The 26,609-nt window shown below is 70.9% G+C and carries 14 protein-coding genes; 11 read left to right on the top strand and 3 right to left on the bottom strand.

The features are described from left to right. Positions 1–28 precede the first annotated feature (28 nt). On the top strand, positions 29–994 hold the full coding sequence (locus ABZV44_RS13040) for a hypothetical protein (RefSeq protein ID WP_354835450.1): 966 nt from the start codon (positions 29–31) through the stop codon (positions 992–994). Positions 995–1,064: 70 nt separating this feature from the next. Here ABZV44_RS13040 and ABZV44_RS13035 read toward each other — a convergent pair whose 3' ends face one another. Continuing rightward, positions 1,065–1,475 (bottom strand): Fur family transcriptional regulator, encoded by a 411-nt coding sequence (locus ABZV44_RS13035; RefSeq protein WP_354835448.1) that lies wholly within the window; start codon positions 1,473–1,475, stop codon positions 1,065–1,067. A 3-nt stretch (positions 1,476–1,478) separates the two neighbouring features. Then, entirely contained in the window at positions 1,479–1,874 is a 396-nt protein-coding gene (locus ABZV44_RS13030; protein WP_040861788.1) for a metalloregulator ArsR/SmtB family transcription factor, read from the bottom strand. A gap of 148 nt (positions 1,875–2,022) precedes the next feature. Here ABZV44_RS13030 and ABZV44_RS13025 point away from each other — a divergent pair, with 148 nt between their 5' ends. The 8 genes from ABZV44_RS13025 to ABZV44_RS12990 all read left to right on the top strand — a co-directional run bounded on the left by ABZV44_RS13025 (position 2,023) and on the right by ABZV44_RS12990 (position 22,998). Beyond that, positions 2,023–3,414: a glycine--tRNA ligase gene (locus tag ABZV44_RS13025; protein ID WP_354835445.1), complete on the top strand. Its 1,392-nt coding sequence runs from the start codon at positions 2,023–2,025 to the stop codon at positions 3,412–3,414. A gap of 189 nt (positions 3,415–3,603) precedes the next feature. After that, positions 3,604–4,314, top strand: a complete 711-nt coding sequence (locus ABZV44_RS13020) for a DUF6875 domain-containing protein (protein ID WP_354835443.1) — start codon at positions 3,604–3,606, stop codon at positions 4,312–4,314. Between the two features lie 10 nt (positions 4,315–4,324). Beyond that, a complete protein-coding gene (locus tag ABZV44_RS13015; RefSeq protein WP_354835441.1) occupies positions 4,325–17,746 on the top strand; it encodes an amino acid adenylation domain-containing protein in 13,422 nt (4,473 codons plus the stop codon). Positions 17,747–17,830: 84 nt separating this feature from the next. Further along, on the top strand, positions 17,831–19,270 hold the full coding sequence (locus ABZV44_RS13010) for a molybdopterin-dependent oxidoreductase (protein ID WP_354835439.1): 1,440 nt from the start codon (positions 17,831–17,833) through the stop codon (positions 19,268–19,270). A gap of 90 nt (positions 19,271–19,360) precedes the next feature. Continuing rightward, positions 19,361–20,311: an ABC transporter ATP-binding protein gene (locus ABZV44_RS13005; RefSeq protein ID WP_354835437.1), complete on the top strand. Its 951-nt coding sequence runs from the start codon at positions 19,361–19,363 to the stop codon at positions 20,309–20,311. Further along, entirely contained in the window at positions 20,308–21,078 is a 771-nt protein-coding gene (locus tag ABZV44_RS13000; protein WP_354835435.1) for an ABC transporter permease, read from the top strand. Before ABZV44_RS13005 ends, ABZV44_RS13000 begins: the two co-directional genes overlap by 4 nt. Further along, the gene (locus ABZV44_RS12995; RefSeq protein ID WP_354835433.1) at positions 21,062–22,396 is read left to right on the top strand and encodes a sensor histidine kinase; all 1,335 of its coding nucleotides are present in this window, start codon (positions 21,062–21,064) and stop codon (positions 22,394–22,396) included. Before ABZV44_RS13000 ends, ABZV44_RS12995 begins: the two co-directional genes overlap by 17 nt. Beyond that, entirely contained in the window at positions 22,393–22,998 is a 606-nt protein-coding gene (locus ABZV44_RS12990) for a response regulator transcription factor (protein WP_354835431.1), read from the top strand. Before ABZV44_RS12995 ends, ABZV44_RS12990 begins: the two co-directional genes overlap by 4 nt. Before the next feature lie 162 nt (positions 22,999–23,160). On the opposite strand, the gene ABZV44_RS12985 is transcribed toward ABZV44_RS12990, so the two are convergent. Continuing rightward, positions 23,161–25,155: a TPM domain-containing protein gene (locus ABZV44_RS12985; RefSeq protein WP_354835429.1), complete on the bottom strand. Its 1,995-nt coding sequence runs from the start codon at positions 25,153–25,155 to the stop codon at positions 23,161–23,163. Between the two features lie 78 nt (positions 25,156–25,233). Here ABZV44_RS12985 and ABZV44_RS12980 point away from each other — a divergent pair, with 78 nt between their 5' ends. Next, positions 25,234–25,911 (top strand): MBL fold metallo-hydrolase, encoded by a 678-nt coding sequence (locus ABZV44_RS12980; RefSeq protein ID WP_354835427.1) that lies wholly within the window; start codon positions 25,234–25,236, stop codon positions 25,909–25,911. A gap of 119 nt (positions 25,912–26,030) precedes the next feature. Further along, positions 26,031–26,609, top strand: coding sequence for a YdcF family protein (locus ABZV44_RS12975; protein ID WP_354835992.1), 579 nt, complete (start codon positions 26,031–26,033; stop codon positions 26,607–26,609).

Here is a 26,609-nt window from a genome sequence, read left to right as displayed (position 1 = left end):
ACGAACCTTCGCTTTCTTTGGACGTGTCATGAACACAGTGCAGCGTTCCCTCGCCCTCGGTCTCGCCGCGGCCGCCATTCAGGCTCTGATGCTCATCGCCTTCGCCTGGCCCGCCGCCCGCGTCGCGCCCCGGGATCTGCCCATCGCCATCACCGGCCCGCAGGCCGCCGCGGTCGCGCAGCAGCTGACCGATCGTGAGCCCGGCGGCTTCGACATCCGCACCGTCGCGGACGAATCCACCGCTCGCGACGCGATCGAACATCGAGATGTGTACGGGGCCATCCTGACCGGCGGACAGCCCCGGGTGCTGATCGCCTCGGCCGCGAGTCCGATTGTGGCCCAGCAGCTCTCGGCCTTCGCGCAACAGCTGAACGGCGCGCAGGCCGCACCGGTGCAAGACGTGGTCGCCGCCGACGTCCACGATCCGCGCGGAAGCGGTTTCGGCGCAATGGTTCTCCCGCTGGTCATGTCCGGCCTGGCCGGTGGCGTGCTGCTGACCCTGCTGGTGCCGTCGCTGCGCGCCCGTGCTCTCGGCCTGGCCGTCTTCGCGATCGCCGGTGGGCTGCTGAGCATGTCGATCGTCCAGGGCTGGCTGCACCTGCTCCCCGGCGCGTACCTGGCCATGGCCTCGATCAGCGGCCTGGTCTCCCTCGCCGTCGCTGGCACCGTGGTCGGTCTGGCCGCCGTGCTCGGTCCGGCGGGCATCGGCCTGGGCGCGCTCACCATGCTGCTGGTCGGAAACCCCTTCTCTGGAGCCACCTCCGCGCCCGAGCTGCTGCCCAAGCCGTGGGGCGAGATCGGCCAGCTGCTGCCGCCCGGTGCCGCCGCCACGCTGCTCCGGTCGACTGCCTTCTTCGGTGACGCCGCCATCGCGGGCCCGCTGACGGTCCTGCTGTGCTGGGCCGCAGCCGGTCTCGCTCTCCTCGGTGTGGGGATCGCCCGCACTCGGCGGACCGTCCCGGCCCTCGCCCCGGACCTGGTGCCGGCGGCCTGAACTCGGTATCCGGACAGCAGAAGCCGCGCGCCTCCCGCCCGATGGGCAAGGGGCGCGCGGCTTCTCGCTGTCAGCTCTTGTGGCAGCAGTTCTGGCAGGTGCCGAAGATCTCCATGGTGTGGCTGATATCGGTGAACCCGTGCTCGGTGGCGATCGAGTCCGCCCAGGCCTCCACGGTCGGCCCCTCCACCTCGACGGTCCGGCCGCACTGGCGGCAGACCAGGTGATGGTGGTGCCCGGTGGAGCACTGCCGGTACACCGATTCGCCGGTGTCGGTGCGCAGCACGTCGACCATCCCGGCGTCGGCCAGCGACTGCAGGGTCCGGTACACCGTGGTCAGCCCGATGCCCTCACCGCGCTTGCGAAGTTCGTCGTGCAGCTCCTGTGCGGAGCGGAATTCGTCGATGTCCGCGAGCAGGGCGGCGATGGCACTGCGCTGACGGGTGCTGCGGACCCCCACGGTCTTCTCGCTTGTTCCCACGGATCACCCTTCCTCGGCGTGTGCGACCGCGTCGATGACTATGTGCGCGAGATGTTCGTCGACCAGTTCGTAGATGACCTCGCGGCCGGTGCGTTCACCGCGCACCACCCCGGCGGACTTGAGGATGCGCAGGTGCTGGCTGATCAGCGGCTGGGTCACTCCGAGGGTATCGACCAGTTCGTGCACGCAGCGCGGTGACTCGCGGAGCTGGAGCACGATGGCAATGCGGACGGGCGCCGCCAGTGCGCGCAATAGTTCTCCGGCGGAGTCCAGAATGGTGCGCGACGGCACGGCCGGTGGCTGGGGGGACCGGTAGGGGTACGGGTCGTGGGGGATCGCGGCCGGGGTCTCCGTCGCGACGTGCGAGCGCCGCAGGGGCGCGCCGCTGTCCGTGGTCATCGAACCAACTCCTTATTGGAAACCGATGCCATTCTTATATGCACGTGTACGCATGTCAAACGCGACACGGTGTCAAACCCGTAGCGCGCGGCAGATAGTCTGGACCGAATCCCTTGCAATCTTCCGGACACGGATGGAGAACTGTTCAGTGGCACCCAAGTCGAAGGTGGACACCGTCGCCAATCTCGCCAAGCGTCGGGGTCTCGTGTACCCGAGCGGTGAGATTTACGGCGGAACGAGGTCGGCCTGGGACTACGGTCCGCTGGGCGTCGAGCTCAAGGAGAACATCAAGCGGCAGTGGTGGCGGTCCATGGTGACCAGCCGTGACGACGTGGTCGGCCTGGACTCGTCGATCATCCTGCCGCGTCCGGTGTGGGTGGCCTCGGGCCACGTCGCGGTGTTCAACGACCCGCTGGTGGAATGCCTCAACTGCCACAAGCGGCACCGGCAGGACCACCTGCAGGAGGCGTACGCCGAGAAGAACAAGATCGACAACCCGGACTCGGTGTCCATGGAGCTCGTCGTGTGCCCCGACTGCGGCACCGTGGGCAAGTGGACCGAGCCCAAGGACTTCAACATGATGCTGAAGACCTACCTGGGCCCGGTCGAATCCGAAGAAGGCATGCACTACCTGCGCCCGGAGACCGCGCAGGGCATCTTCGTGAACTACAAGAACGTCGAGACCACCGCGCGCAAGAAGCCGCCGTTCGGCATCGCGCAGATCGGTAAGTCGTTCCGCAACGAGATCACCCCGGGCAACTTCATCTTCCGTACCCGCGAGTTCGAGCAGATGGAGATGGAGTTCTTCGTCAAGCCGGGCGAGGACGAGCAGTGGCACCAGTACTGGATCGACACCCGCCTGGCCTGGTACACCGACCTGGGCATCGACCCGGAGAACCTGCGGCTGTTCGAGCACCCGAAGGACAAGCTCTCGCACTACTCCACCCGCACGGTGGACATCGAGTACCGCTTCCGCTTCCAGGGCTCCGAGTGGGGTGAGCTCGAGGGCGTCGCCAACCGTACCGACTTCGACCTGAAGACCCATTCCGAGCATTCCGGCACGGATCTGAGCTTCTTCGATCAGAACACCAACGAGCGCTTCATCCCGTTCGTGATCGAGCCGGCGGCCGGTCTGACCCGCTCGCTGATGGCCTTCCTGGTCGACGCGTACCACGAGGAGCAGGTGCCGACGGCCAAGGGCACCATGGAGACTCGCACCACCCTGCGCCTGGACCCGCGCCTGGCGCCCGTCAAGGCCGCTGTCCTGCCGTTGTCGCGAAATGCGGACCTGTCGCCGAAGGCCAAGGACCTGGCCGCGCAGCTGCGCCGGAACTGGAACGTGGACTTCGACGACGCCGGGGCGATCGGCCGCCGCTACCGCCGTCAGGACGAGATCGGCACCCCGTTCTGCATCACGGTCGACTTCGACACGCTGGAGGACCAGGCCGTCACCGTGCGTGAGCGGGACTCGATGGCTCAGCAGCGCATCGCTCTCGACCAGGTGGAGGGCTACCTGGCGGCGCGCCTCATCGGCGCCTGACCTCAGGTTCACAGGAAAGACCGGTCAATGCCTGACCGGTCTTTTCTTTATTCATTGCCCCCGAAATTCGGGGCGGTGTCACGAAATTGGGTAACCGACTACTCACGTTAACGGCCCATGACCGGAGCACTATTTAAGGATGTGGGCAACGGCGCACCTCTGCCGTAGCTCGATCATCCGAGGTGAGTCATGAGCGAGCGTGTTATCGGCCCCCGCTCGGGGCTGCAATGGGTCTCATTGGGGGACACCGGATCATCGTGCCCTGCCGCCCGATCCACGGTGGCGGCATTTCGATCATGGGCCGACTCCTATCTGACCCAACCCAGTGACGAACTGGGCCGCGACGGACCGGTCTGCCCGTATGTACGACCGGCCATGCGGCGAGATCTGATGTGGCTGGCGCAGGTTCGAGCGGCGGAGCCGCGCCCGACGTGGGTGCGCGCGATCATTCGTGACGCGCTGGAGGCCTATTCCGGACTGCCCACGGGGAACGGCAGTTCCACCTCCGTGCTGCGCGCATTGATCACCGTATTCCCGAATTTGACGGATTGTTCGCTGATCGATGAGATCCACGATGAATTCAAGAGCAAATTCGTCGAACGCGGAATCATGCTCGGTCAGTTCTATCCGGGCTGTGACCAGGCGGGCCTGTGGAACAAGGATTTTCGGCCGCTGGACGCACCGATACCGATGTTGGTGGTGCGCAGCATGATGACGACCGATTTTCCGTTCCTGCTCGACAGACCGGAGTGGGCCGACGCCTTCGTGCGCAAGTTCGCGCCGGGGCTGCCCGCGCACGTGCGCTCGGTCATGGTGGAGCGCTTGACATCTCATCCGGCCTTCGTGCCCGCCTACGAGGTGGGCGCCGTCGACGACGCATCCTTCTCGGCCAGCAGTTAGGTAGTGGTTTATGACGCGTGAGATCGCGGCGGATCGGACCGCCACCGTCTTCCCGCTCTCCCCGGCTCAGCTGGGGATGTTCTATGCGCAGCAACTGGATCCGGCGGTACCGCTGTCGGAGGCCCAGTACATCGAGATGCACGGACCGCTGGATATGGCGGTGCTGCGGCTCGTGGGCGCGCAGGCAGCGCGGGAATTCGGTTCCGGTGTCCTGCGATTCGTCGAGATCGAGGATCGGCCGTATCAGGTGGTCGATACCGAACTGGACGCGACGGTCGGCTTCCTGGACTTCCAGGACCGGCCGGACCCGGTTGCGGACGCGTTGGAGTGGATGCGCGCGGATGTGGCGGCGCCGATCGAGCTGTTCGGTGCACAGGCTGGGATATCCACCGTGATCCGGGTCGGCGAGGCACATCACCTGTGGTACACCAGATCACACCACCTCCTCATCGATGGATTCGGCTCGATGACCACGCTGTATCGGGTCGCCGAGCTGTACAACGCCGCGGTGCGCGGGCAAACGGCGCCTCCCGGCACCGCGGCCTCGCTGCTGGATGTGCACGAGTCGGAGATGGCGTACCGGGAATCGAGCCGGTACGCCACCGACGAGCGCTACTGGCGCGAGGTCACCGCGGGCATGCCCGACCGGTGCAGCCTGGTCGGGGCCACCGCGCCCGCGAGCGCGCTGGCCCGCGAGGCGCGCGCCCAGCTGGGGGAGCGGACGGCCGAGCGGCTGGCGAGCGCGGCCCGCCGTTTCGACACCAGTGCGGCGGGCGTGGTGATGGCCGCGGTCGCGCTGTACTACGCCCGGCTCACGGCCACCGAGGACGTCGTCCTGAGCCTGCCCGTATCCGGCCGCACCACCGCGGTGCTGCGGCGTTCCGGCGGCATGATCGCCAATGTGGTGCCGCTGCGGGTTCCGGTGCCGCGCGCGGGACGGGTAGGGGATGTCCTGGATGCCGTGCGGGTGGCGGCGTCGGGGGCCTTGCGGCATCAGCGCTTCCGCCACGAGGACATGCGGGACGAGGGCGACCGGGACGAGTTCGGGCGCGGCATGACCGGGCCGGTCATCAACATCATGATGTTCCCGGCCGGGATCGACTTCGAGGGCGTGGAGTCGAGCCTGCACGTGGTCACCTCGGGCCCGATCGAGGACCTGTTCGTCAACTTCTACCAGCACGGTGCGGACGCGCCGATCCATGTCGACTTCGCCGCGAATCCGCGCCTGTACGATGAGGATTCGCTGAACCGGCATCACCGGCGATTCCTCGCCGTGCTCGATTCGCTGCTGGAGGCGGAGGCCGGAACACCGGTCGCCGCACTGGATTACACGGTGGCGGACGAGCAGCCGGTGCTGGCGGGCGCGCACGGGCCGGCGGCGCCGCAGCCGCGGCTACTGCCGGAGATCCTGGCGGACGGCCTGCGCCGCGCCGGACCCGAGACGGTCGCCGTCATGGGCCGCGACCGGCGGCTGACCTACGGCGAGCTGGACGCGCTGTCGAATCGGCTGGCGCGCCGGATCATACGGGCGGGCGCGATGCGGGCCGGCGCTGCCGACTCCGGTTCCGGGATACCGGACGCCGCGGCCGTCGGACCGGAATCGACCGTGCTGCTGGCGCTTCCCCGTTCGATCGAGGCGATGATCGCGCTGTGGGCGGTGGCCAAGACCGGCGCGGCGTTCGTGCCGCTGGGTACCGCGCTGCCCGCCGACCGCATGGCGCGCATTGCCGCCGACGCGGGCGCGACGATCGGCCTGACCCTCGCGGAAACGACTGCCGCGCTCCCGGATTCGGTCCACTGGATCACCCTCGACGACCTGCTCGACGAGGACGTGGCGCCGGCCGATCCGCCGCTCACCGCCGAGGAGGTGCGGGGGCGGCCGCGGGCCGGCAATCCGGCGTACGTGGTGTTCACCTCCGGATCGACCGGGGTGCCCAAGGGTGTGGCGGTAACCCATGCCGGATTGGCCGGGCTGGCCGCGGCGATCGTGGCGGCGTACCGGGTCGCGCCCGGTGCGCGGGTCCTACAGTGCCTGAACCCGAGTTTCGATGCGTCGGTGCTGGAATGGCTGATGGCGTTCGCATCGGGCACGACCCTGGTGGTGGCCGAATCGGATCCGGTGGTGGGCGCCGAATTGGCCGGGCTGGTCCGGGATTTCGGCATCACCCAGGTGTGTTCGACACCCGCGGTGCTGTCCACGCTGGAGCCGGACGCGCTCGACGGGGTGCGGGCGGTGTCGTCGGGCGGGGAGCCGACGCCGCCGGATATCGTGGCGCGCTTCGGGATCGGGCGGGAGCTGCTGAATTCGTACGGTCCCAGCGAGACCACGGTGGCCGTCACCTACACCCGGGGGCTGGTGCCGGGCGTGAATGCCGGGCTCGGCGACCCCATTCCGGGCGCCGGGATGCTGGTGCTGGATCGCTGGCTGCGGCCGGTGCCGATCGGGGTGGCCGGGGAGCTGTACGTGACCGGGCCGGGGGTGGCGCGCGGGTACGTCGGCCGTCCCGGGTTGACCGCCGAGAGTTTCGTGCCCGCCCCCTCGGGTCCGGCCGGGGCCCGCATGTACCGCACCGGAGATCTGGTGCGCTGGACCGAGAGCGGCGTACTCGAGTACGTGGGTCGCAGCGACTTCCAGGTGAAGCTGCGCGGTATGCGGATCGAGCTGGGCGAGATCGACGCCGTGCTCAACGCGCACTCGTCGGTGGAGATCGCGGTCACGGTGGCGCGGCCCGGTCCCGGCGGCGGCACCGTGCTGGCGGCGTATGTCGTACCGCACGCCGGTCAGGTGATCACCGAGCCCGAGCTGCTCGACCACGCCACCCACCGCCTGCCGCCGTACATGGTACCCGCGACCGTCACGGTGCTGGGCGCGTTGCCGCTCACCGCCAATGGCAAGGTGGATCGCCGGGCGCTGCCGGAACCTGCCGTGGCGCAATCGATGTCCGCTCGCGCGCCCGCCACCGCCACCGAACGCCTGCTCTGCGGCCTGTTCGCGGAGGTTCTCGGGACCGAGACCGGTCCGGACACCTCGTTCTTCGCCCTGGGCGGCGATTCCATCATGGCGATCACGCTGGTGTCGCGCGCTCGCGCCGCGGGCCTGGTCTTCTCCGCCCGTGAGGTTTTCGAGCACCGCACCCCGGCTGCCCTGGCGGCCGTGGTCACCCGGCTGGAGGACCGTCCGCAGCGGCTGCCCGAACTGGCGGGCGGTGGTGTCGGCCGCCTGCCGCTGACGCCGATCGCGGCCTGGCTGCTCGGCCGTCCCGGCTGGCGGCATTTCGCCCAGTCGATGGTGGTCCAGGTGCCGCCCGGGATCGAACTCCCGGTGCTGCTGCGCGCCGTCCAGGCGCTGCTCGACCGCCACGATGTGCTGCGCGCCCGCCTGGTCGACACCGACGACGGGCTCCGCTTGGACGTTCCGCCGGCCGATGACATCGAGGCGGCGACGCTGCTGACACACTTCGAGTGGACGGCGGCCGACGTATCCGGGGCGGCGGTCGACCGAGCGCTGACCGATGCCGCCGGTCGGTTGGATCCGCGTGCGGGTGTGATGATCGCACTGAACTGGCTGGACGCCGGTCCGGCGCGGCCGGGCCGGTTGGCGATCGCGGTGCACCACCTGGCCTGTGACGCGGTCTCGTGGCGAATCCTGCTGCCCGACTTGATGTCCGCCTGGACGCAGGCCGCGGCGGGGACGAAGCCCGAGCTGCGGGAGACCGGTACCTCGCTGCGCACCTGGGCGTATGCGCTGGAGACGCTGGCGTCACCGGACATCCCGAGCGCGCCGGCCGATGGCCCGGCCGCTGTCGAATCGCCCTGGCCGGTCAGCGAACTCGGGTACTGGCGTGACGTACTGGCCCCGGATGCCCTGATCGGGCGGCGCCGGTTGGACGTGGCGGTGGACACCCATCGGACCGCCCGGCGGATCGATATCGAGGTGCCGGCCGAGGTGTCGGCGGCGCTGATCGCCCGGCTCGCGGGCACCTACCGCTGCGGCGTCGAGGACGCGCTGCTGGCGGCCCTGGCGCTGGCGCTGGGGCGCCGGCGGGACGGGCAGGATGCGGCCGCCGCAGGCACCGTGGTCACGGTCGAGCGGCACGGCCGCGACGAGGCCGCGGTGCCGGGGGCGGACCTGTCGCGGACGGTCGGCTGGTTCACCACGCAGGTGCCGGTGCGGCTGGGACCCGTTGCCGTGGACGGAGATTCGGGCGCGGCCGACGTGGACAGCGCGTTGAAGACGGTCAAGGAACAGCTGCGGGCCGTGCCGCGCGGCGGCTTCGGCTACGGGCTGCTGCGCTACCTGAACACACGGACGGCCCCGGAGCTCGCGGCACTGCCGGATCCGCAGATCGGATTCAACTACCTCGGGCAGATTCCGGAGCTCACTGCAGGCGATTGGCTGCCGGTCGCGATGGGGGACCGGCTGGGCGGGCACGCGGATCCGGATATGCCGCTGGCGGCGGTCATCTCGGTGGATGCGGTCACGCTGGAGTCGGAGAGCGGGCCGCGGATGCGGGCGGTGTGGCAGTTCGCCGGCCACGCGGTCGCGGCCGGTGACGTGGAAGCGCTGGCGCGGGAATGGCTTTCGGCCGTCGGTGAGATCGCCGAGCTGGTGCGGCGACCCGACGCCGGTGGCCTCACCCCCGCCGATCTGCCGCTGCTGACCGTCGCGCAGCCGGAGATCGAGTCGTGGGAGCGGGCTTTCGGCCGCCTGGCCGATGCCTGGCCGCTGACGCCGCTGCAGCGTGGCCTGCTGTTCCAGGCACAACTGGCCGCGGGCGGCCCGGACGGCTACTCGGTGCAGGCGATCATCGATGTCGAGGCCGACCTCGATCGCGACCGGCTGACGGCCGCCGCCGGGGCGCTGGTCCGCCGCCACGATGTGCTGCGTGCCGGGTTCCTGGCCTCGGACACCGGTGCGGTGCAGGTGATTCCGGCCGAGGTCGCCGTGCCGTGCGCCTATCGCGAGGCGATCGGCGCCACGCCGGAGGAGCTCGACGAGATCGCGACGGCCGAACTGCGCGAGCCGTTCTCGGTCGATCACCCGCCCCTGATCCGGTTCCTGTGCATCGAGGCGGGGGAGCGGCGCTACCGGCTGGTCATCACCAACCACCACCTGATCCTCGACGGCTGGTCCATGCCGATGCTGTTCGCGGAGCTCATCGCCCTTTACGAAACCTCCGGCGACGACACCGGATTCGCGACCCCGGCCCCCTTCCGTACGCACCTGGAGTGGCTGGCCACCCGCGACGGCAACCTGGCCCGGGAAGCCTGGGCGCAGTCCCTGTCCGGCCTCGACGGCCCGACCCTGATCACCCCGACCGCGCCGCGCGCCGACGCCGCGACCGCCCCGGTCGCCCACGAGGTGCCCCTGCCCGACGGCCTCCCGGACGCCCTGCGCCGCACGGCCGCGGCCTGCCAGGTCACCGTCAACACCCTGGTGCAGGTGGCCTGGGCGCTGCTGCTGGCCGAGCAGACCGGCGGCTCCGACATCGTCTTCGGCGCCACGGTGTCCGGCCGCCCGCCGGAACTGGCCGGCGCCGAGCGCATGGTCGGCATGCTGGTCAACACCGTCCCGGTCCGTATCGCCCTGGACCCGGCCGAATCGATCGCCGATCTGCTCAGCCGCGTGCAGCGCGAGCAGGCCGCCCTGGCCGACCACCAGCACCTGGGCCTCGACGAGATCCAGGCCGCCACCGGCCTGGGCCCGCTCTTCGATACCGCCACCGTCTTCGAGTCCTACCCGGTGGACGCCGCGACCCTCACCGCCGCCACCCGCCAGGCCGACCTCACCGTCACGTCCCTGCGCGCCCAGGACGGCACCCACTACCCCCTCTCGCTGGCCGCCTACGCCAACAACGGCCTCCGCCTCGAACTGACCCGCTCCCCACGCTATTTCGACGCCTCCCAGGCCGATGCGCTGGCGGCGGCGCTGTCCCGCTTGCTGACCGACCTGACCGGCGACTCGCGCCGCCGCGTCGCCGGGCTGCGGGGCACGGACCCCGGCGCGCCGGTCTCGATCCGACCCGGAGCCGAGTCCCGCGAGGCGCAGCTGCTCCCGGATCTCCTGTCCGCCACCGGATATCCGGATACACCGGCGATCGTCAGCGCAGCCTCACCGGCCGGCAGCGCCGCCGAGCTGACCTACGCTGAGCTGGCGGCCGCGTCGAATCGGCTGGCTCGTAGGCTGATCGAATCCGGTGCCGGGCCCGAGCGTGCGGTGCTGGTGGCTCTGCCGCGGTCGGTGATGTCGATGGTCGCGGTGTGGGCCGTGGCGAAGACCGGGGCGGCGTTCGTGCCGGTGGATGTCACGCAGCCGGCGGCGCGGACGAGCGCCATCGCCTCGGAATGCGGTGCGGTGCTGGGGATCACCTCGGATCAGGTGACGGATCTGCCCGGCGACGTGGCATGGCTGCGGCTGGGCAGCGACGAGTTGGTCGCTGAATGCGCGGCGCGGTCCGCCGAGCCGGTCACCGATGCCGACCGGCTCGCGCCCCTGCGCCCGGAGCATGCGGCCTACGTGGTGTTCACCTCCGGGTCCACGGGCACGCCGAAGGGTGTCGTGGTCTCGCACACCGGGCTGGCCAATATGGCGGCGGCCATGGCGGAACGCGGTGGCATCGATCGCGATTCGCGCGTGATGCACTGCCTCAACCCGGCTTTCGACGCGGCCATGCTGGTGTGGATGTCCGCGTTCGCCGCCGGAGCGACGCTGGTCATCGCACCGCCGGAGGCGAGTGCGGGTGCGGAGCTGGCGGCCGTCATCCGCGCGGGCGCTGCCACCCACCTGACGTGTACGCCGAGCGTGCTCGCGACCCTCGATGCCGCGGACCTGCACGGCGTGCGGACGGTCGTCATGGGTGGCGAACCCTGCCCGCCCGCGCTGGTGACACGCCTGGGCCAGGGTCGCGCGTTCGTGAATTCCTATGGCCCGGCCGAGACCACGATCGCCGCGAGCTTCGGCGACCCGATGACGGCCGGCACCTCGACCCTGCTGGGCGACCCGGTGCCGGGGACGACCCTGCTCGTGCTGGACGCCTGGCTGCGCCCGGTACCGCTGGGCGCGGTCGGCGAACTGTATGTGCGCGGTGCGGGGCTGGCGCGTGGCTATGCCGGTCGCGCAGCGCTTTCCGCGAGCCGGTTCGTCGCCGACCCGTTCACCGCCGGGCAGCGCATGTACCGCACCGGCGACCTGATGCGCTGCACCGCGGACGGTTTCGAGTACGCCGGTCGCAGCGACTTCCAGGTGAAGATCCGCGGCATCCGGGTGGAGCCGGGTGAGGTCGACGCCGTCCTGCTGACGCATCCGGGCATCGAGGCCGCGGTGACCGTCGCCCGGCGCAATCCCGCCGGGGCGATGACGCTGTGCTCGTATGTCGCGCTGTCGGATCCGGCCTCGGTGCCGGAGCTGCTGGCCTGGGCTTCCGGCCGGCTGCCGCGCTACCTGATGCCCGCCACCCTGCAGGTGCTGCCGGAGCTGCCGCTGACGGCGAGCGGCAAGGTGGACCTGCGCGCCCTGCCCGAACCCCAACTGGTACAGGCCGAATACATCGTCCCGGCCGGCGCCGAGGTGGCCATCGCCGAGACCTACGCCGAGGTACTGGGACTGGATCGCGTCGGTGCCCGCGACGACTTCTTCGCGCTCGGCGGCGATTCGCTCATCGCGACCCGCGTCGCCGCCCGTCTCACCGCGCATCTGGGCCGCACCGTCCCGGTCCGCCTGCTCTTCGAGGCCCCGGTGGTCGCCGACCTGGCCGTGCGGCTGTCGGCCGCCGAGATCGACACCGCCACACCCGCTCTCACCCGGACCGAGCGCCCCGACCTGGTCCCGCTCTCCCCGGCCCAGCAGCGCATGTGGTTCGTCAACCGCTACGACCCGGCCTCCCCGGCCTACAACGTGCCGGTGGCGCTGCGTCTTTCGGGCCATCTCGACCAGGACGCCCTGCGCGCCGCGCTGCGGGATGTGCTGACCCGCCACGAGACGCTGCGCACGGTCTACCCCGATATCGACGGTGTCGGCATGCAGCGGGTGCTCCCCGCCGAGGACGTCCCGCTCGACCTCGACCCGGTGCCGGTGCCCCTCGACCGGCTACCCGAGGTCGTCGCGGACACCATCGGCCTGGGGTTCGACGTCACCTCGGCGGTTCCGCTCCGGGTCCGGGTGTTCGTCGTCGACGACCGCGAAATCAGCTCGGCCGCAGCCAGTTACGGCCCGCGAGCCACTACGGACGGCCAGTTCGAAGAGCATGTGGTCGTGCTGGTCGCGCATCACATCGCGACGGACGGTTTCTCGATGGCCCCGCTGACCCGCGATGTGGCCGCCGCCTATGCGGTGCGGGCCGCCGGGCAGGCGCCGGCGTGGGAGCCGCTGCCGGTCCAGTACGCGGATTACACGCTGTGGCAGCGGGATCGGCTCGGCTCCGAGGCGGACCCGGACTCGCTGGCGGCCCGGCAGCTCGAATACTGGTCGGACGCCCTCGCCGGGGTGCCGGATCACCTGGGGCTGCCGACGGATCGGCCGCGTCCGGCCCGCGCCTCGCATCGGGCGGCCGAATGCACGGCCCGCGTGGACCAGGATCTGACCGCCGCGATCGACCGCTGCGCCCGCGCGCATCGGGCGACCCCGTTCATGGTGGTGCACGCCGCACTGGCCGTGCTGCTGTCCCGCCTCGGCGGCACCACGGACGTGGTGGTCGGCACCCCGGTCGCGGGGCGCGGCGTGCGCGAACTCGACGACCTGGTCGGCATGTTCGTGAACACCCTGGTATTGCGCACCGGTGTCCGCCCGGAGGAGGGTTTCGCCGCGCTGCTCGATCGGGTGCGGGATACCGATCTCGCCGCCTTCGAACACGCGGACGTGCCGTTCGAGCGGCTCGTGGAGGTGCTGGCCCCGGCCCGGTCGGAGTCGCGGCACCCGCTCGTCCAGGTCATGCTGGTGTTCCAGAACCTGGCCATGCCGGAGCTCCAGCTGCCCGGGCTGACCGTGTCCCCGCTCGAATTGCCGCAGACCAACAGCCGTTTCGACCTGAGTCTCACGGTCATCGGCGACGCCGACGGCATGGAACTGCGGTGCTGCTACGCCACCGACCTCTTCGATGCGTCGACCATGGCGGACTTCACCGGCCGGCTGGTGCGCCTACTGGCCGAGATCACGGCCGAACCCGCCCGCCCGATCGGGGACCTCGACCTGCTCACCGCCGCGGAGCACGAGCGACTGTACGCGGCCGCCGAACCCGTCGCGTCCCCGCGTGCGCTGGCCGACCTCATGGCCGACGCGGTCGCGGCCAACCCGGACGGCCTCGCCGTCATCTGCGGGGACCGCCGGCTCACCTACCGTGAGCTCGACGCCCGGGCCGAGCAGCTGGCGCGGCGGCTGACCGCGGCCGGCGCCGGACCGGAAACACTGGTGGCCGTAGGCATTCCGCGGTCCATCGAATCGGTGCTGGCGGTCTGGGCCGTCGCGCGGGCCGGGGCGGCCTTCGTCCCGGTGGATCCGGCCTATCCGCCGGATCGGATCGCCCGGATCATCGACGTTTCGGGGGTATGGCTCGGTCTCACCGTGCGCGCGCAGTGGGACCGACTTCCGGGCACGGTGGAATGGTGGTGCCTGGACGACCGTGACGCGGAGGAGTATCCGGTCGCGGTTCGTGAAATCAGCAGGAACACAGCCCATCCGGCGTACGTCATCTTCACCTCGGGATCGACGGGCGCACCGAAGGGGGTTGTGGTCTCCCACGCGGGTCTGGCGAATCTCGCTGCCGCGCAGCGGGACCGGGACGCACTCACCTCGGAATCCCGGGTTCTGCACGTGGCGTCGCCGAGTTTCGACGCCTCCGTCGTGGAACTGCTGATGGCGGTGGGCGCGGCCGCCACCCTGGTGATCGCGCCCCCCACCGTCTTCGCCGGACCCGAGCTCGGCGAACTGCTGTCACGCGAACGGGTTTCGCACATCGCGCTCACGCCCTCGGCGCTGTCGACCGTGGATCCGTCCGGCCTGGAGGATCTGCGCCTGATCGTCACCGGCGGCGAACCCTGCCCGCCGGAACTGGTGGCCGCGTGGGCGGCCGAGGGCCGCAACCACTTCAACGACTACGGGCCGACCGAGGCCACGGTGACGGCCGCCGGCGCGCCCGTGCATCCCGGTGCGCCGATCACCATCGGCCGGGCCGCACCCGGTATGCGGGCCCTCGTCCTCGACGACCGGCTGCGCCCGGTCCCGGACGGCGTGGTCGGCGAACTGTACCTCGCGGGAATCGGCTTGGCGCGTGGCTATTTCGACCGCTACGACCTGACCGCCGCCCGGTTCGTGGCCGACCCGCACGGCCCGGCCGGTCGGCGCATGTACCGCACCGGCGACCTGGTGCGGCGTCGCGACGGGAACCTGGAGTACCTGGGCCGCACCGACACCCAGGTCAAACTGCGCGGGCTGCGCATCGAGCTGGGCGATGTCGAGGCGGCGCTGACCGCCGAGCCCACGGTCACGCGCGCGGTCGCGGTGGTCCGCGACGACGGGCGCGGCGGCATGCTCGCCGCCTACGTGGTCGCCGCGGACGGCACCGGACCCGATCCGCTGGCTCTGAAGAAGGCGGCCGCGCAACGACTCCCGTCCTACATGGTGCCGGCCGCCATCACGGTGCTGCCCGACCTGCCGCGCACCGCCAACGGCAAACTGGACCTCGATGCCCTGCCCGCACCGCGGCTGGTGGCCGGGGAGCAGCGACCGCCCGAGGGGCCCGTCGAGACGGCGGTGGCCGCGGCCTTCGCCGAGGTCCTCGGCGTCGAACAGGTCTGGCGTGACGACGATTTCTTCGCCCTCGGCGGCAATTCGCTCATCGCCACCCGGGTGGTGGCGCGGCTCGGCGCGGCGCTCGACACGGCCGTCCCGGTGCGCGCCCTGTTCGACGCCCCGACGGTGGGCGAGCTGGCGGCGCTGGTCGCCTCCGGTGGCGCGTCGGATCGTCCGCGCCCGGGACCGCGCCCACGCCCGGAGCGCATCCCGTTGTCGGCGGCACAGCAGCGCATGTGGTTCCTCAACCGCTACGACCCGGCCTCGCCGCTCTACAACATCCCGGGAGCGTTCGAAATCACCGGCGCACTGGATATTTCGGCGCTGCGTGAGGCGCTCGACGATGTCATCGCCCGGCACGAGACACTGCGCACCATCTACCCGGTCGGGCCGGACGGGCGTCCGTACCAGCAGATCCTGCCCGCGACAGCGGGTTCGCTGCCGATCACCGAACTCGAGGTGACGGAGGCGGACATCGCGGCGGCCCTGATCACCCAGCTGTCCCGCGGCTTCGACATCACCCGCGAGACGCCGCTGCGGGTCTGCGTGCTCCGCGTCGCGCCGGACCGCACGGTGCTGGCCATGGCCGTGCACCACATCGCGGCGGACGGCTGGTCCATGGCCCCGCTGGCCCGGGATGTCATGTACGCCTTCGTCGCTCGCTCGGCCGGGGTGGCGCTCGAGTGGATTCCGCTCCCGCTGCAATACGCCGACTACGCGCTGTGGCAGCACGAGCTGCTCGGCTCCGACCGCGATCCCGACAGCCTGGCCAGCCGTCAGCTGGAGTTCTGGCGTACCACCCTGGCCGGTGTGCCCGAGGTCCATGCGCTGCCCTCCGACCGCCCGCGCCCGGAGGCTCCCTCCGGGGCCGGTGACCGCATCGAATTCACCATTCCCGCAACGGTTCACGACCGCATCCAGGTACTCGCCCGCAACCACGGCGCCAGCCCGTTCATGGTGGTGCACACCGCGCTGGCCGTCCTGCTGGCGCGGCTGTCCGGCCGCACCGACATCGCGATCGGCTCGGTGGTCGCGGGCCGCGGTGACGGCGAATTCGACGACCTGGTCGGCATGTTCGTCAATACCGTGGTGCTGCGCTCGCAGCTCGATCCCGCCGCCGGCTTCGCCGACACCCTCGACGCCGTGCGGCAGGCCGACCTCGCCGTCTACGGCAATATGGACCTGCCGTTCGAGCGGCTGGTGGAGGCGCTGGCCCCGGCCCGCTCCACCGCGCACCACCCGCTGTTCCAGGTGCTGCTCGCCTTCCAGAACCTGCAGACCGAGGCAACCACGCTGCCCGGCTTGGAGATTCGACCCCTGGATGTGCCCGCACCCGGATCCAAGTTCGATCTGGAATGGATGCTCGCCGAGCAGTTCGGGGCGGCGGGGGAACCGGCGGGCATCACCGCCTCCCTCACCTTCACCACCGACCTGTTCGACCGCGGTACCGCCGCCACCATGGTCGACGGCTTCCTCGCACTGCTGGACGCGGCGACCGCCGCCCCGATGGGGGCGATCGGCACACTCGCTGTGACGTCGGCCGACGGAACCCCGCTGCCCGCGCTCGCCGTGCATCCCCAGGACGAAGCCACCGCCGTGGTGAATCCGCAGCCCGCTCCGGCCCACCGGGCCTACCGCGCCCCGCGGACCGACGCCGAACGCATCCTGGTCGACGCCTTCGAAACCGTGCTGGAATCCCCGCGAATCGGCGTGGACGACAACTTCTTCGATATCGGCGGCAACTCCATGGGCGCGGTGCGCCTGGTCACCCTGGTGCGCGAACACACCGGCATCCCCATGCCCCTGCAGTGGATGTTCCTCGACCCGACGCCCGCCGCGCTGGCGGAGCGCCTGGTCGAGGCCGCCGACCAGCCGGGGGTGGACGCGTCCATGCGGGTGCTGCTGCCGATGCGCCCGCAGGGCGACGCGCCGGCCCTGTTCTGCGTGCACCCGGCCATCGGACTGGCCTGGTGCTATGGCGGACTGGTGCAGTACATCGACGGTGACCGCCCGATCTACGGCATCCAGTCGCCCGGCGTCACCGACGGCGGCACCGCCGACCGCACCGTGCGCGAACTGGCCGTCCGGTACGTCGAGGAGATCCTCCACGTCCAGCCCGAGGGCCCGTACCACCTGCTCGGGTACTCGGCGGGCGGGCCGCTGGCGCACGCCATGGCCGTCGAACTGCGCCGGCGCGGTGCGGAGGTGCCGTCCCTGGTCATGATCGACGCGCGCGCCGACGTCGCGGTGCGCGACGACAGCGCCCTCCCGCCCCTGTCGATGCTGCTGGCCGAATTCGGTGGCATCGACATCCCGCCGGAGCTCGAGCACCTCACGCCCGCCCAGGCGGCCGATCTGCTGGCCGCGTCCGGAATCACCTTCACCGCAACCGATCTGGAGAACTTCTACAGCGATCTGCAATACCTGCTGCGCCAGATCGCCGCCCACGAGCACGAGGTCTTCGACGGCGACCTGCTCTTCTTCGCCGCCGCCCACAACCCGGACCCCATCCCGAACGTCACCACCTGGCGGCCGTATATGGGCGGCAGCATCGAGGATCGGCCGCTCCCGTACCGCCACAACGAGATGATCACCGCCGAGGCACTGGCCGTCATCGGACCCCTCGTGGACGCCTACCTGCGGCGGTGATGCCGGGCAAAGGGTGCGATCTCGCGCCGCCGCTGGGGAAGAATGGGCGCTGGAAACCCGGTCGGCTACGGAAGGTTCGGGCAAGTGTCGGTGAATGGGAAACGGCGGCCGCTGGGCGCGGCGGCGGTGGGGCTGGGTGCGCTCGGCGCGGGCGAGCTGCTCGCCGCGGCCAGAGGCGGGTCCATGCTCGACGGAATCGGGCGGCTGGCCGCCGACTACGCGCCCGTGCCGGTGGTCGAGACCATGGTGGCGCAGGCCGGGGAGCACGACAAGGAGATGACCCGCCTCGGGGTGGCCCTCGGCGGCATCGCCGCGGCCGCCGGGATGGCCCTGCTGCCGCCGCGGCTGCGGACCCCGGCAGCGGTGGCCTTCGGCGCGGGAGCGGCGGCCGCCGCACTGCGCAGCGCCAACCGATCGGTGCCCGGCGCGGCGGGCGGCGTGGCCGCGGCGGCGCTACTGCGCGCGGGACTGCGCCGCTCCACCGCGCCCCGGCACGGATTGCTGTGGGCGGCAGCGGGAACCGGCATGCTCGCCGCCGCCGAGGTGCTGGTGCGCCGCGAGGACCAGCGGTACCGCGAGGTGGCGCGGCGGTCCGGGTCGTGGGGTGCGCACGCGCCGGTCCCCGAGGACGGCCTCGGGCTGGAACCGGGACTGTCGCCCCTGATCACACCCGCGGGAAAATTCTATGTGGCGGACGTGAATTCGCGGCCGCCGCGCATCGATCCCGCCCAGTGGCGGCTGGCCATCGGCGGCCGGGTGGCCCATCACCTGCGGCTGTCGCTGGCCGATCTGGCCGAGCAGGCCGTGGAATTCGATGCCGTCATGGTGTGCGTGCACAATACGGCCGGCTCGGGCCGCTGCGGCAATGCCCGCTGGTTCGGTGTCCCGCTGACCGCACTGCTCGACCACGCCGTCCCCGAAGCCGGGGCGACCCGGCTGGTCACCCGCGCCGCCGACGGCTACACCATCTCGCTGCCGCTGGAACCGCTGCGCACCGGCGAATGGCCCGGCTACCTGGTCATCGGCATGAACGGCGAACCGCTGCCGCCCGAACACGGCTTCCCCGCACGGGTTTTCGTGCCCGGCATCTACGGGCAGTACTCCGGGGCGAAGTGGATCACCGAGCTCGAACTCGCCGACGACACCCATGTCGACTACTGGTGCAAGCGCGGCTGGCCGGTCGAGCCGCTGTGGGTGCGCCCGCAGGCCCGCATCGATGTGGCGACCTGCGGCGGCACGAGTTCCGGCAAGTTCACGGTCGCGGGCGTGGCCTGGGCCCCGCCCCACGGGGTCGCGGGCGTGGAGATCCGCGTCGACGAAACCGAATGGCTCCCGGTCGAACTCGGCTCGGAACTGGCGCCGGCCGCCTGGCGGCGCTGGCGTACCCTCGTCGATCTCCCGCCGGGCGCCCACACCCTCCAGGCCCGCGTGATCAGCCGCTCCGGCGAGGTCCAGGACTCGGCCGAACGTCCGCCCTTCCCGTTCGGCCCGGGCGGCCTGCACACGATCACGGTAACCGCCTAGTCCCACCGCGCACCGGCCATGACATCTGTCATGGCCGAGTAGTGACGGACGACGGAGGTGCCGCGGACCCCGGCGGCCGACAGTAGAACTATGAACGCTACTGCTGATGGCATCGCGGTCCAGCGGTCCGGGCACGGGACTGCCCCGGCCATCGAGATACTGGGGCTGGTCAAGACTTTCGCCGCACCCGGTGGGACTGTGCGCGCCGTGGACGGACTGGATCTGACGGTGCGGCCGGGTGAGATCGTCGCCTTCCTCGGGCCCAATGGCGCGGGGAAGACGACGACCATCGACATGCTGCTCGGCCTCGCCCGGCCGGATGCGGGGGAGGTGCGGGTCTTCGGCACGGCACCCGCGGAAGCCATTGCAGGAGGACGTGTTTCGGCGGTCATGCAGTCCGGCGGGCTGCTGCCGGACCTGACCGTGGGCGAGACCGTACGCCTGATCGCCACCCTGCACGCGCGCCCGCGCCCGGTGCGGGAGGTGCTGGTGCGGGCCGGGATCGACGACATCGCCGACCGGCCCGTCGGGAAATGCTCGGGCGGCCAGCAGCAGCGGCTGCGTTTCGCACTGGCCCTGCTGCCCGATCCCGACCTCGTCGTGCTCGACGAACCCACCACCGGCATGGATGTCGGAGGGCGGCGCGACTTCTGGCACGCCATCCGCGACGACGCCCGCCGCGGCCGCACCGTCCTGTTCGCCACCCACTACCTCGACGAGGCCGACGCCTACGCCGACCGCATCGTGCTGGTGCGATCCGGGCGGGTGGTGGCCGACGGCAGCGCCGCCCGGATCAAGAGCCTGGCCGCGGGCCGCACCATCAGCGCCACCCTGCCCGCCGCCGATCCGGCGCGGCTGCTGGCCCTGCCCGGCGTCGACCAGGTGGAGCAGCGGGGCAGCCGGATCATCGTGCGCGCCAAGGACTCCGACGTGGTGGCCCGCTACCTGCTGACCGCCACCGAAGCCGTCGACCTGGAGATCTCCGGACACAACCTGGAGGACGCGTTCCTCGCCCTGACCACGACGGGAGACCACCGATGACCACCCTCGACACCCGGCCCGCACGACCGCTGGGCGGCTACCGGCCCGCCTTCCTGCGCCTGGAACTGCGGCGCACCCTGCGCGACAAGCGCACCGTCCTGTTCGCCCTGGTCATGCCGCCGCTGTTCTTCATCATCTTCGGCACCAGCGCCGGCTATCGCAGCGAGGGTTTCGGCACCGGCAATGCCACCGGCTACGTCATGGTCTCCATGGCCGTCTACGGCGCGCTGCTGGCGACCTCCACCGGCGCGGCCCGGGTGGCCGTCGAGCGGGCGGCGGGCTGGAGCCGCCAGCTCCGCCTGACCCCGCTGCACCCGCTGGCCTACATCGCCACCAAGATCCTGGTGGCCATGGTGCTCGGATTGCTCTCGGTGACAGTGGTTTTCGTAACGGGGGCCGTCTTCGGCGCATACCTGCCGGCGTCGGCGTGGGTGAGCTGCTTCCTGATCGCCTGGCTGGGCTCGCTGGTCTTCGCCGCCTTCGGCCTGTTCATGGGCTACCTGCTGCCCGCCGAGAACGTCATGCAGCTGCTCGGCGTCTCCCTGGCCCTGCTGTCCTTCGCCGGCGGCCTGTTCAACCCGCTGCACGGCTGGTTCGAGATCGTCTCGAAACTGGTGCCCACCAATGGAATAGCCGTCCTCGCCCGCGCCCCCTTCGCCCAGCCCAGCGCCGCGGGCATCGTCCTGGCCATCGTGAACGTCGTGACCTGGGCCGCCGTTTTCACTCTCGGCTCCGCCTACCTCTTCCGCCGTGACACCGCCCGCTGAACGATCATTGGACGCCGGTCCGGCTGAGCGCACCGCCCGGCCGGGCCTCGGCGCGTCGGTCCGCGCGGTGTGGAGCGGCTCCGCGGACGACGGCGGCCCGGACACGGAGCGAGCCGTCCGCGGCACAGCCGGTCCGCGACTGTCGCCGCGACCGATCCTGTTCGGTGTAGCGTCCGGCTCTGTGGACGCGGAGGAAGAGGGCATTCGGCGACGGCGGCGGTTCGGGTCGCTGTTCGCGGCGGTGTGGGCGGTGTATCTGATCGAGCCGCTGCGGCGGGGCTGGGAGCTGGAGAATCCGGCGGCCCGGGTATACACGCTCACGGTGATCATGGCCTTCGGCGCCTGCTACATCTGGTCCTACTGGCGGATCGTGCGGGGCGACCGGCCGGTGGGCGGGGCGTGGCCGCCCAACCCCGAACCGCGCACGGTCCTGGTTCCCCTGGTCATGCAGGCGGTGCTGATCGCCGCGGCCGCGATCACCCTGCACTCCTCGATGCTGGGCATGAGCGTCTACATGGCCTCCTATATCGGCTTCAGCGCGCCGGTCCGGTGGGCCATCCCCCTCGAGCTGGTGCTGATCGTGGCGTTCGGGGTGGTGCCGCAGCTGGTCACCGGTCAGCCACCGAACTGGGGGCTCATCCAGCCGATCGCGCTGGCGGGCTTCGCCGTCGGCGGGATTCGCGTGATCCTGGTGCGCAATCACCAGCTGTACCTGGCCCGCAAGCAGCTCACCGAGCTGGCCGTGGCGGAGGAACGGTTGCGGGTCGGGCGCGACGTGCACGACATCCTCGGCCATTCGCTGACCGTCATCACGGTGAAAACCGAACTGGCGCAACGACTCGTCGATCTCGACCCGGACCGGGCGAAAACCGAGATGGCCGATGTGGAGCGGCTGGCCCGGGAGGCGCTGGCCGGGGTGCGCTCCACCGTCGGCGGCCTGCGTGAGGTGTCGCTGGCGGGTGAGCTGGCCAATGCCCGCACGGCGCTGCGCGCCGCCGAGATCGAGGCCGAGCTACCGGATTCCGACGATCTGCCGATCCGCCACAGCGTGGTGTTCGGCTGGGTGCTGCGCGAATCCGTGACCAATGTGGTGCGGCACAGCGGCGCGGCCCGCTGCCGGGTGCGGGTCACTCCCACCAGCATCGAGGTGTCCGACGACGGCGTCGGCATGAGCGATTCGGCGCGCTCCGGCTCCGGCCTGGCCGGCCTGCGCGAGCGGGTGCAGGCCACCGGCGGCACCCTCACCCTCGCCAACCGGCCGGAGGGCGGATTGCGGGTGCTGGCAAGCTTTCCGGCGACCATCAAGGAGCCGGAATGATCAAACTGCTGCTCGCCGACGACCAGGCCCTGGTGCGCGGCGCCCTCGCCGCCCTGCTCAGCCTCGAGCCCGACCTCGAGGTGGTCGCCGAGGTGGGCCGGGGCGACGAGGTCCTCGCGGCCGTCGCACGCACCGCCCCCGACGTGGCCCTGCTGGACGTGGAAATGCCGGGCCAGGACGGCATCTCGGCCGCGGCGCAGGTGCACGCGGCCCACCCCGAAGTCCGCATCCTCATGGTCACCACCTTCGGCCGCCCCGGCTACCTCCGCCGCGCCGTCGACGCCGGAGCCTCGGGCTTCGTCGTCAAGGACACGCCCGCCCGGGAATTGGCCGATGCCGTGCGCCGCGTCCACATGGGCCTGCGCGTCGTCGACCCCGCCCTCGCCACCGAAACCCTCACCGCCGGAACCTCACCCCTGACCGCCCGCGAACGCGAAGTCCTCGCCGCCGCGGCCAACGGCGCCACCGCCGGCGCGATAGCCAGGCAACTCCATCTGTCCGAAGGCACAGTCCGCAACCACCTCTCCGCCGCAATAGGCAAAACCGGCACCCGAACCCGCGCCGAAGCAGTCCGCGCCGCCGAAGGCCTCGGCTGGCTCTGACCTTCGGAAGTCTTCGAAGCCGCGCATCATCGCGCGCAGAGCCAGATTCGCGGATCACCGGTGGCTGATCTTCAAGGCGAAGGCCGCGGGAACCGACTTCGGCGGCCAGTGATTCGCAAGTAGCGGCCGACCACAGGCTCCGCAGTGGCTGACCGTAGGTGCTCAGAACCTCCCGCCGCGGCTGATGCGGCGGGAGCCGTCGGAGCCGCCGAAGGAGCCGGGGCCGTAGCTGCTGCCTCCGCCGCCGAAACCTCCTCCGCCGCGGCGGTATTCGTTGCCCATGCCGCGGAGCATGCCGTCGATGAGGATGCCGCCGAGGATGGCGCCGGTTTGGGAGCCGGAGCTGACGCGTTGTTGCTGGGCCTGCCAGTCGCGGACGGCGGCCTGGGCGGTGTGGAGGGCGCGGGCGCCGAGTTCGGCTGCGCGCTGGGCGGATTGCAGTGCGCGATCCGGGTCGGCGGATGCGAGCTGCTCGGCCTGCTCGAGGCTGCGCTGGGCCTCGGCGAGGCGGGTCCGGGGTTCCGCGTCCACGCCGCCGCGGCGAGTGCTGATGAAGTCGGCCGCGGCATTGACCTGGCTGCGAGCGGCCGTGAGGGTCTGGTCGAGGCGGCGGCGCAGGTCGTCGGCGGCCCGCTTGCGGTCGGTGGCGGACGCGATGGCCTGATCGAGGACGATGTCGGCGGCGATGGCCTGCCGGAAGACGCCGAGCGGGTTGGTGGCGGCGTCGGCGGTGGCCTGATCCAGCGCGGTGCGGGCAGCCGCTGTGGCGCTGCGCAATTCGGTCCCGCCGTGTTCGGAGAGTCCGGACGCGGCGGCGAGGTCGCGGCGCAGTTCCTCGATGATCGCGGGCAATCCGGCGCGGGCCTGGTCGATATCGGTGGCGGCGGTGTCGACCGCGTCGAGCAGCGTGCGCGCGGCGTCCACCGCGGATTCGGCGGTGCGGATGTCCGCGACCGCCGCGCCCTGCCGGCCGACGGGTTTGGCGACCGCGGCCCGGCCGTCCTCGATCGTCTTCTCCGCGAAGCCGATTCGCTCCTGCGCCATGCTCACGTTGTCGCGGATGGGCGCGAGCACCGAGGCGGGGTGGTCGGCCACCAGCTGAGCGAGCGTGGCCTGCGATGTCGGCAGCCGCGCGGTCAGCTCCACCATGGCCCGGGTCAGCGCGTCCAGCCGCTCCCCAGCATTGATGAGCAGATCGCGCATGGCGTCGAATTCGCCGACCTTGGCGTCGAGTTCCCGATTCGCGCTGCCGCAGCTGCTGATCAGCTCGACCAGCATGCGCTGCTGCTGGTCGGGCGTTTCGGGAATGTCGTCGTCGAGTTGCTGGCGGATCGAGAAGGCCTTGGCCAGCGCGTTCTTCGCGCCCGTGAGCGCGGCGGTGAACGGCGTGGTGGCGGTGGTCCCGAATTCGTCGGTGGCCAGCCGTAATTCCTCGGTGCTGGTGCGAATGGCATTGTCGGTGTCGACGAGGGTTTCCTTGGACAGCGCGTCCAGGACCACGAGGGGGAGGGCTGCCAAGGCCGCGGTATCGGTCGGATCGGTCTTGCGAGCCGACTCCATCACCGAGCGTTCGCGCCGCGTCTTGCGCCGCCGTGACCACAGCCACACACCCAGCACCGCCAGCACCACCGCCAGCGCCAGGATCAGCAGCGGCCCGAGCCCGGCACCGCCGGACCCGCTCATGGCGTGCGACAGCCCGCTCGCCGCGGCCAGCCCGGCCCCGGCCCAATCCCCGGCCCGCAGCTTGGGTTCGACCTGGTCGATCAGCAGCTTGTCCAGGTCCTTGTCGCTGACCGACTTGGGCAGCGTTCCCGTGAACGCGTAGGCCCGATCGTCCACGGCCACCGACAGCAGCACGTCCCGATCCCCGAACCCGGACAGCCCCGCGGTCTGCTCACCCCACGAATGTGAGTCCATCCCATTGAAATTGCGCATGTAGACGACCCACAGCCGCTCGTGGTCGCGCGAGTACAGCGAGTCGATGGCCTGCTGCAGTTCCGCGGTCTGCCCCGGATCGAGCGCGCCGGCATTGTCGGTCACATAGCCGGGCAACCGCAGCGGCGCGTCGGCCGTGGCCGGTGCGGCCCGCCCGCCGACGAGGGCCGAGGCCAGGAGCAAGCCGATCACGAGGAGGAACAGCTGCTTCGATAGCCGCATGCTCCGAATCTAACTCTGGAACGCTGAGGGTCGGTTTCTTCTGCACACTGTGTCGAGGGCCATGACTACGATCGGGGAGTGATCACGATCGATTCGCCCTACACGGGACACGTCTCGCCCGGCTCCAACCCGCAGCAGCGTGAGGTGCCGGGTGCGCGCATCGTGAAAATGTCAGTGGGCGCCATGGACAACAACACCTATCTGGTGCAGTGCGCCGCCACCGGCGCGACGCTGCTCATCGATGCCGCCAATGAGGCGGACCGGATTCTCGAGCTCATCGGCCAGGAGGCGCCGGACCGGGTGGAACTCATCGTCACCACGCATCAGCACCGGGACCACTGGATCGCGCTGCCGGATGTCGTGAAGGCGATCGAGACCCCCACCGCCGCCCACGCGCTGGACGCCGACCCGCTGCCCGTCACCCCGGCCCGATTGCTCGCGGACGGCGACCGTGTCCAGGTCGGTGAGCTGGAGCTGGAAGCCATCCACCTGCGCGGGCACACGCCCGGCTCGGTCGCGCTGGCGCTCACCGACGGTGCCGGCCGCACGCACCTGTTCACCGGTGATTCGCTGTTCCCAGGCGGCGTGGGCCGCACCCTCTCGCCGGAGCAGTTCACCTCGCTGCTCGGCGATGTCGAAACCAAACTCTTCGGCCGCTACCCGGACGACACCGCGGTGTACCCGGGCCACGGCGACGACACCACCCTCGGAGTGGAGCGCCCGCAGTTGCCCGAGTGGCGGCGACGCGGTTGGTGAAACTCCGGAACCGCCCGACCGAACCGGACTGTCTGGTCCGGGACATCACCTCCGTCAACCCCCCCGGCGGACACGGTGTGCTGCGCTGGGCCCGGCGACTGCTCATCGGTACGCTCCTCATGGGCGTCCTGGTGGTGGGCGGTACCGCCGTGCGGGTCTGGCAGGTGGCCCGCATCGACGACTACACGCCCGCCGACGCCATCGTGGTGCTGGGCGCGGCTCAGTACGACGGCACACCGTCGTCGGTGTTCGAGGCGCGACTGGACCAGGCGTACAAGCTGTTCCGCAAGCAGATCGCGCCCATGATCGTCACCGTGGGCGGCAAGCAGGTCGGTGACAACTACACCGAGGCGGCGTCGGGCAAGAACTATCTGAAAGACCGTGGCGTGCCGGAGGATCGGATCCTGGCCGTCGAAACCGGTTCCGACACCCTGCAGAGCGTGGAGGCGGTGTCGAGAGCGCTACTGGCGCGCGGTAAGTCGTCGGTGGTGCTGGTCAGCGACCCCTGGCATTCACTGCGCACCCGCACCATGATGCGTGATGCCGGGCTGGCCGCCTGGACCGCGCCCACCCGCACCGGCCCGGCGGTGTACACCCGGGAATCGCAGGCGCACGGCATCTTCCGGGAGACCTTCGCCCTGCTCTGGTACCAGCTGACCCATTTCTCGGCGGATTTCAAATACACGGCGGATCAGTGA

Origin of the sequence: Nocardia sp. NPDC004860 (assembly GCF_040609015.1) — a bacterium.
In the GTDB taxonomy this organism is placed as follows: domain Bacteria; phylum Actinomycetota; class Actinomycetes; order Mycobacteriales; family Mycobacteriaceae; genus Nocardia.
The sequence above is the reverse complement of the archived record's forward strand: the minus strand, read 5'-3'. Positions and strand labels throughout refer to the sequence as shown.

What these genes read in the sequence shown, in the direction of transcription:
- ABZV44_RS13040 (WP_354835450.1), top strand. Translation starts at nt 29, where the DNA reads ATGAACACAGTGCAGCGTTCCCTCGCCCTCGGTCTCGCCGCGGCCGCC.
- ABZV44_RS13030 (WP_040861788.1), bottom strand. Translation starts at nt 1,874, where the DNA reads ATGACCACGGACAGCGGCGCGCCCCTGCGGCGCTCGCACGTCGCGACG.
- ABZV44_RS13020 (WP_354835443.1), top strand. Translation starts at nt 3,604, where the DNA reads ATGAGCGAGCGTGTTATCGGCCCCCGCTCGGGGCTGCAATGGGTCTCA.
- ABZV44_RS13015 (WP_354835441.1), top strand. Translation starts at nt 4,325, where the DNA reads ATGACGCGTGAGATCGCGGCGGATCGGACCGCCACCGTCTTCCCGCTC.
- ABZV44_RS13005 (WP_354835437.1), top strand. Translation starts at nt 19,361, where the DNA reads ATGAACGCTACTGCTGATGGCATCGCGGTCCAGCGGTCCGGGCACGGG.
- ABZV44_RS13000 (WP_354835435.1), top strand. Translation starts at nt 20,308, where the DNA reads ATGACCACCCTCGACACCCGGCCCGCACGACCGCTGGGCGGCTACCGG.
- ABZV44_RS12990 (WP_354835431.1), top strand. Translation starts at nt 22,393, where the DNA reads ATGATCAAACTGCTGCTCGCCGACGACCAGGCCCTGGTGCGCGGCGCC.
- ABZV44_RS12985 (WP_354835429.1), bottom strand. Translation starts at nt 25,155, where the DNA reads ATGCGGCTATCGAAGCAGCTGTTCCTCCTCGTGATCGGCTTGCTCCTG.
- ABZV44_RS12975 (WP_354835992.1), top strand. Translation starts at nt 26,031, where the DNA reads ATGGGCGTCCTGGTGGTGGGCGGTACCGCCGTGCGGGTCTGGCAGGTG.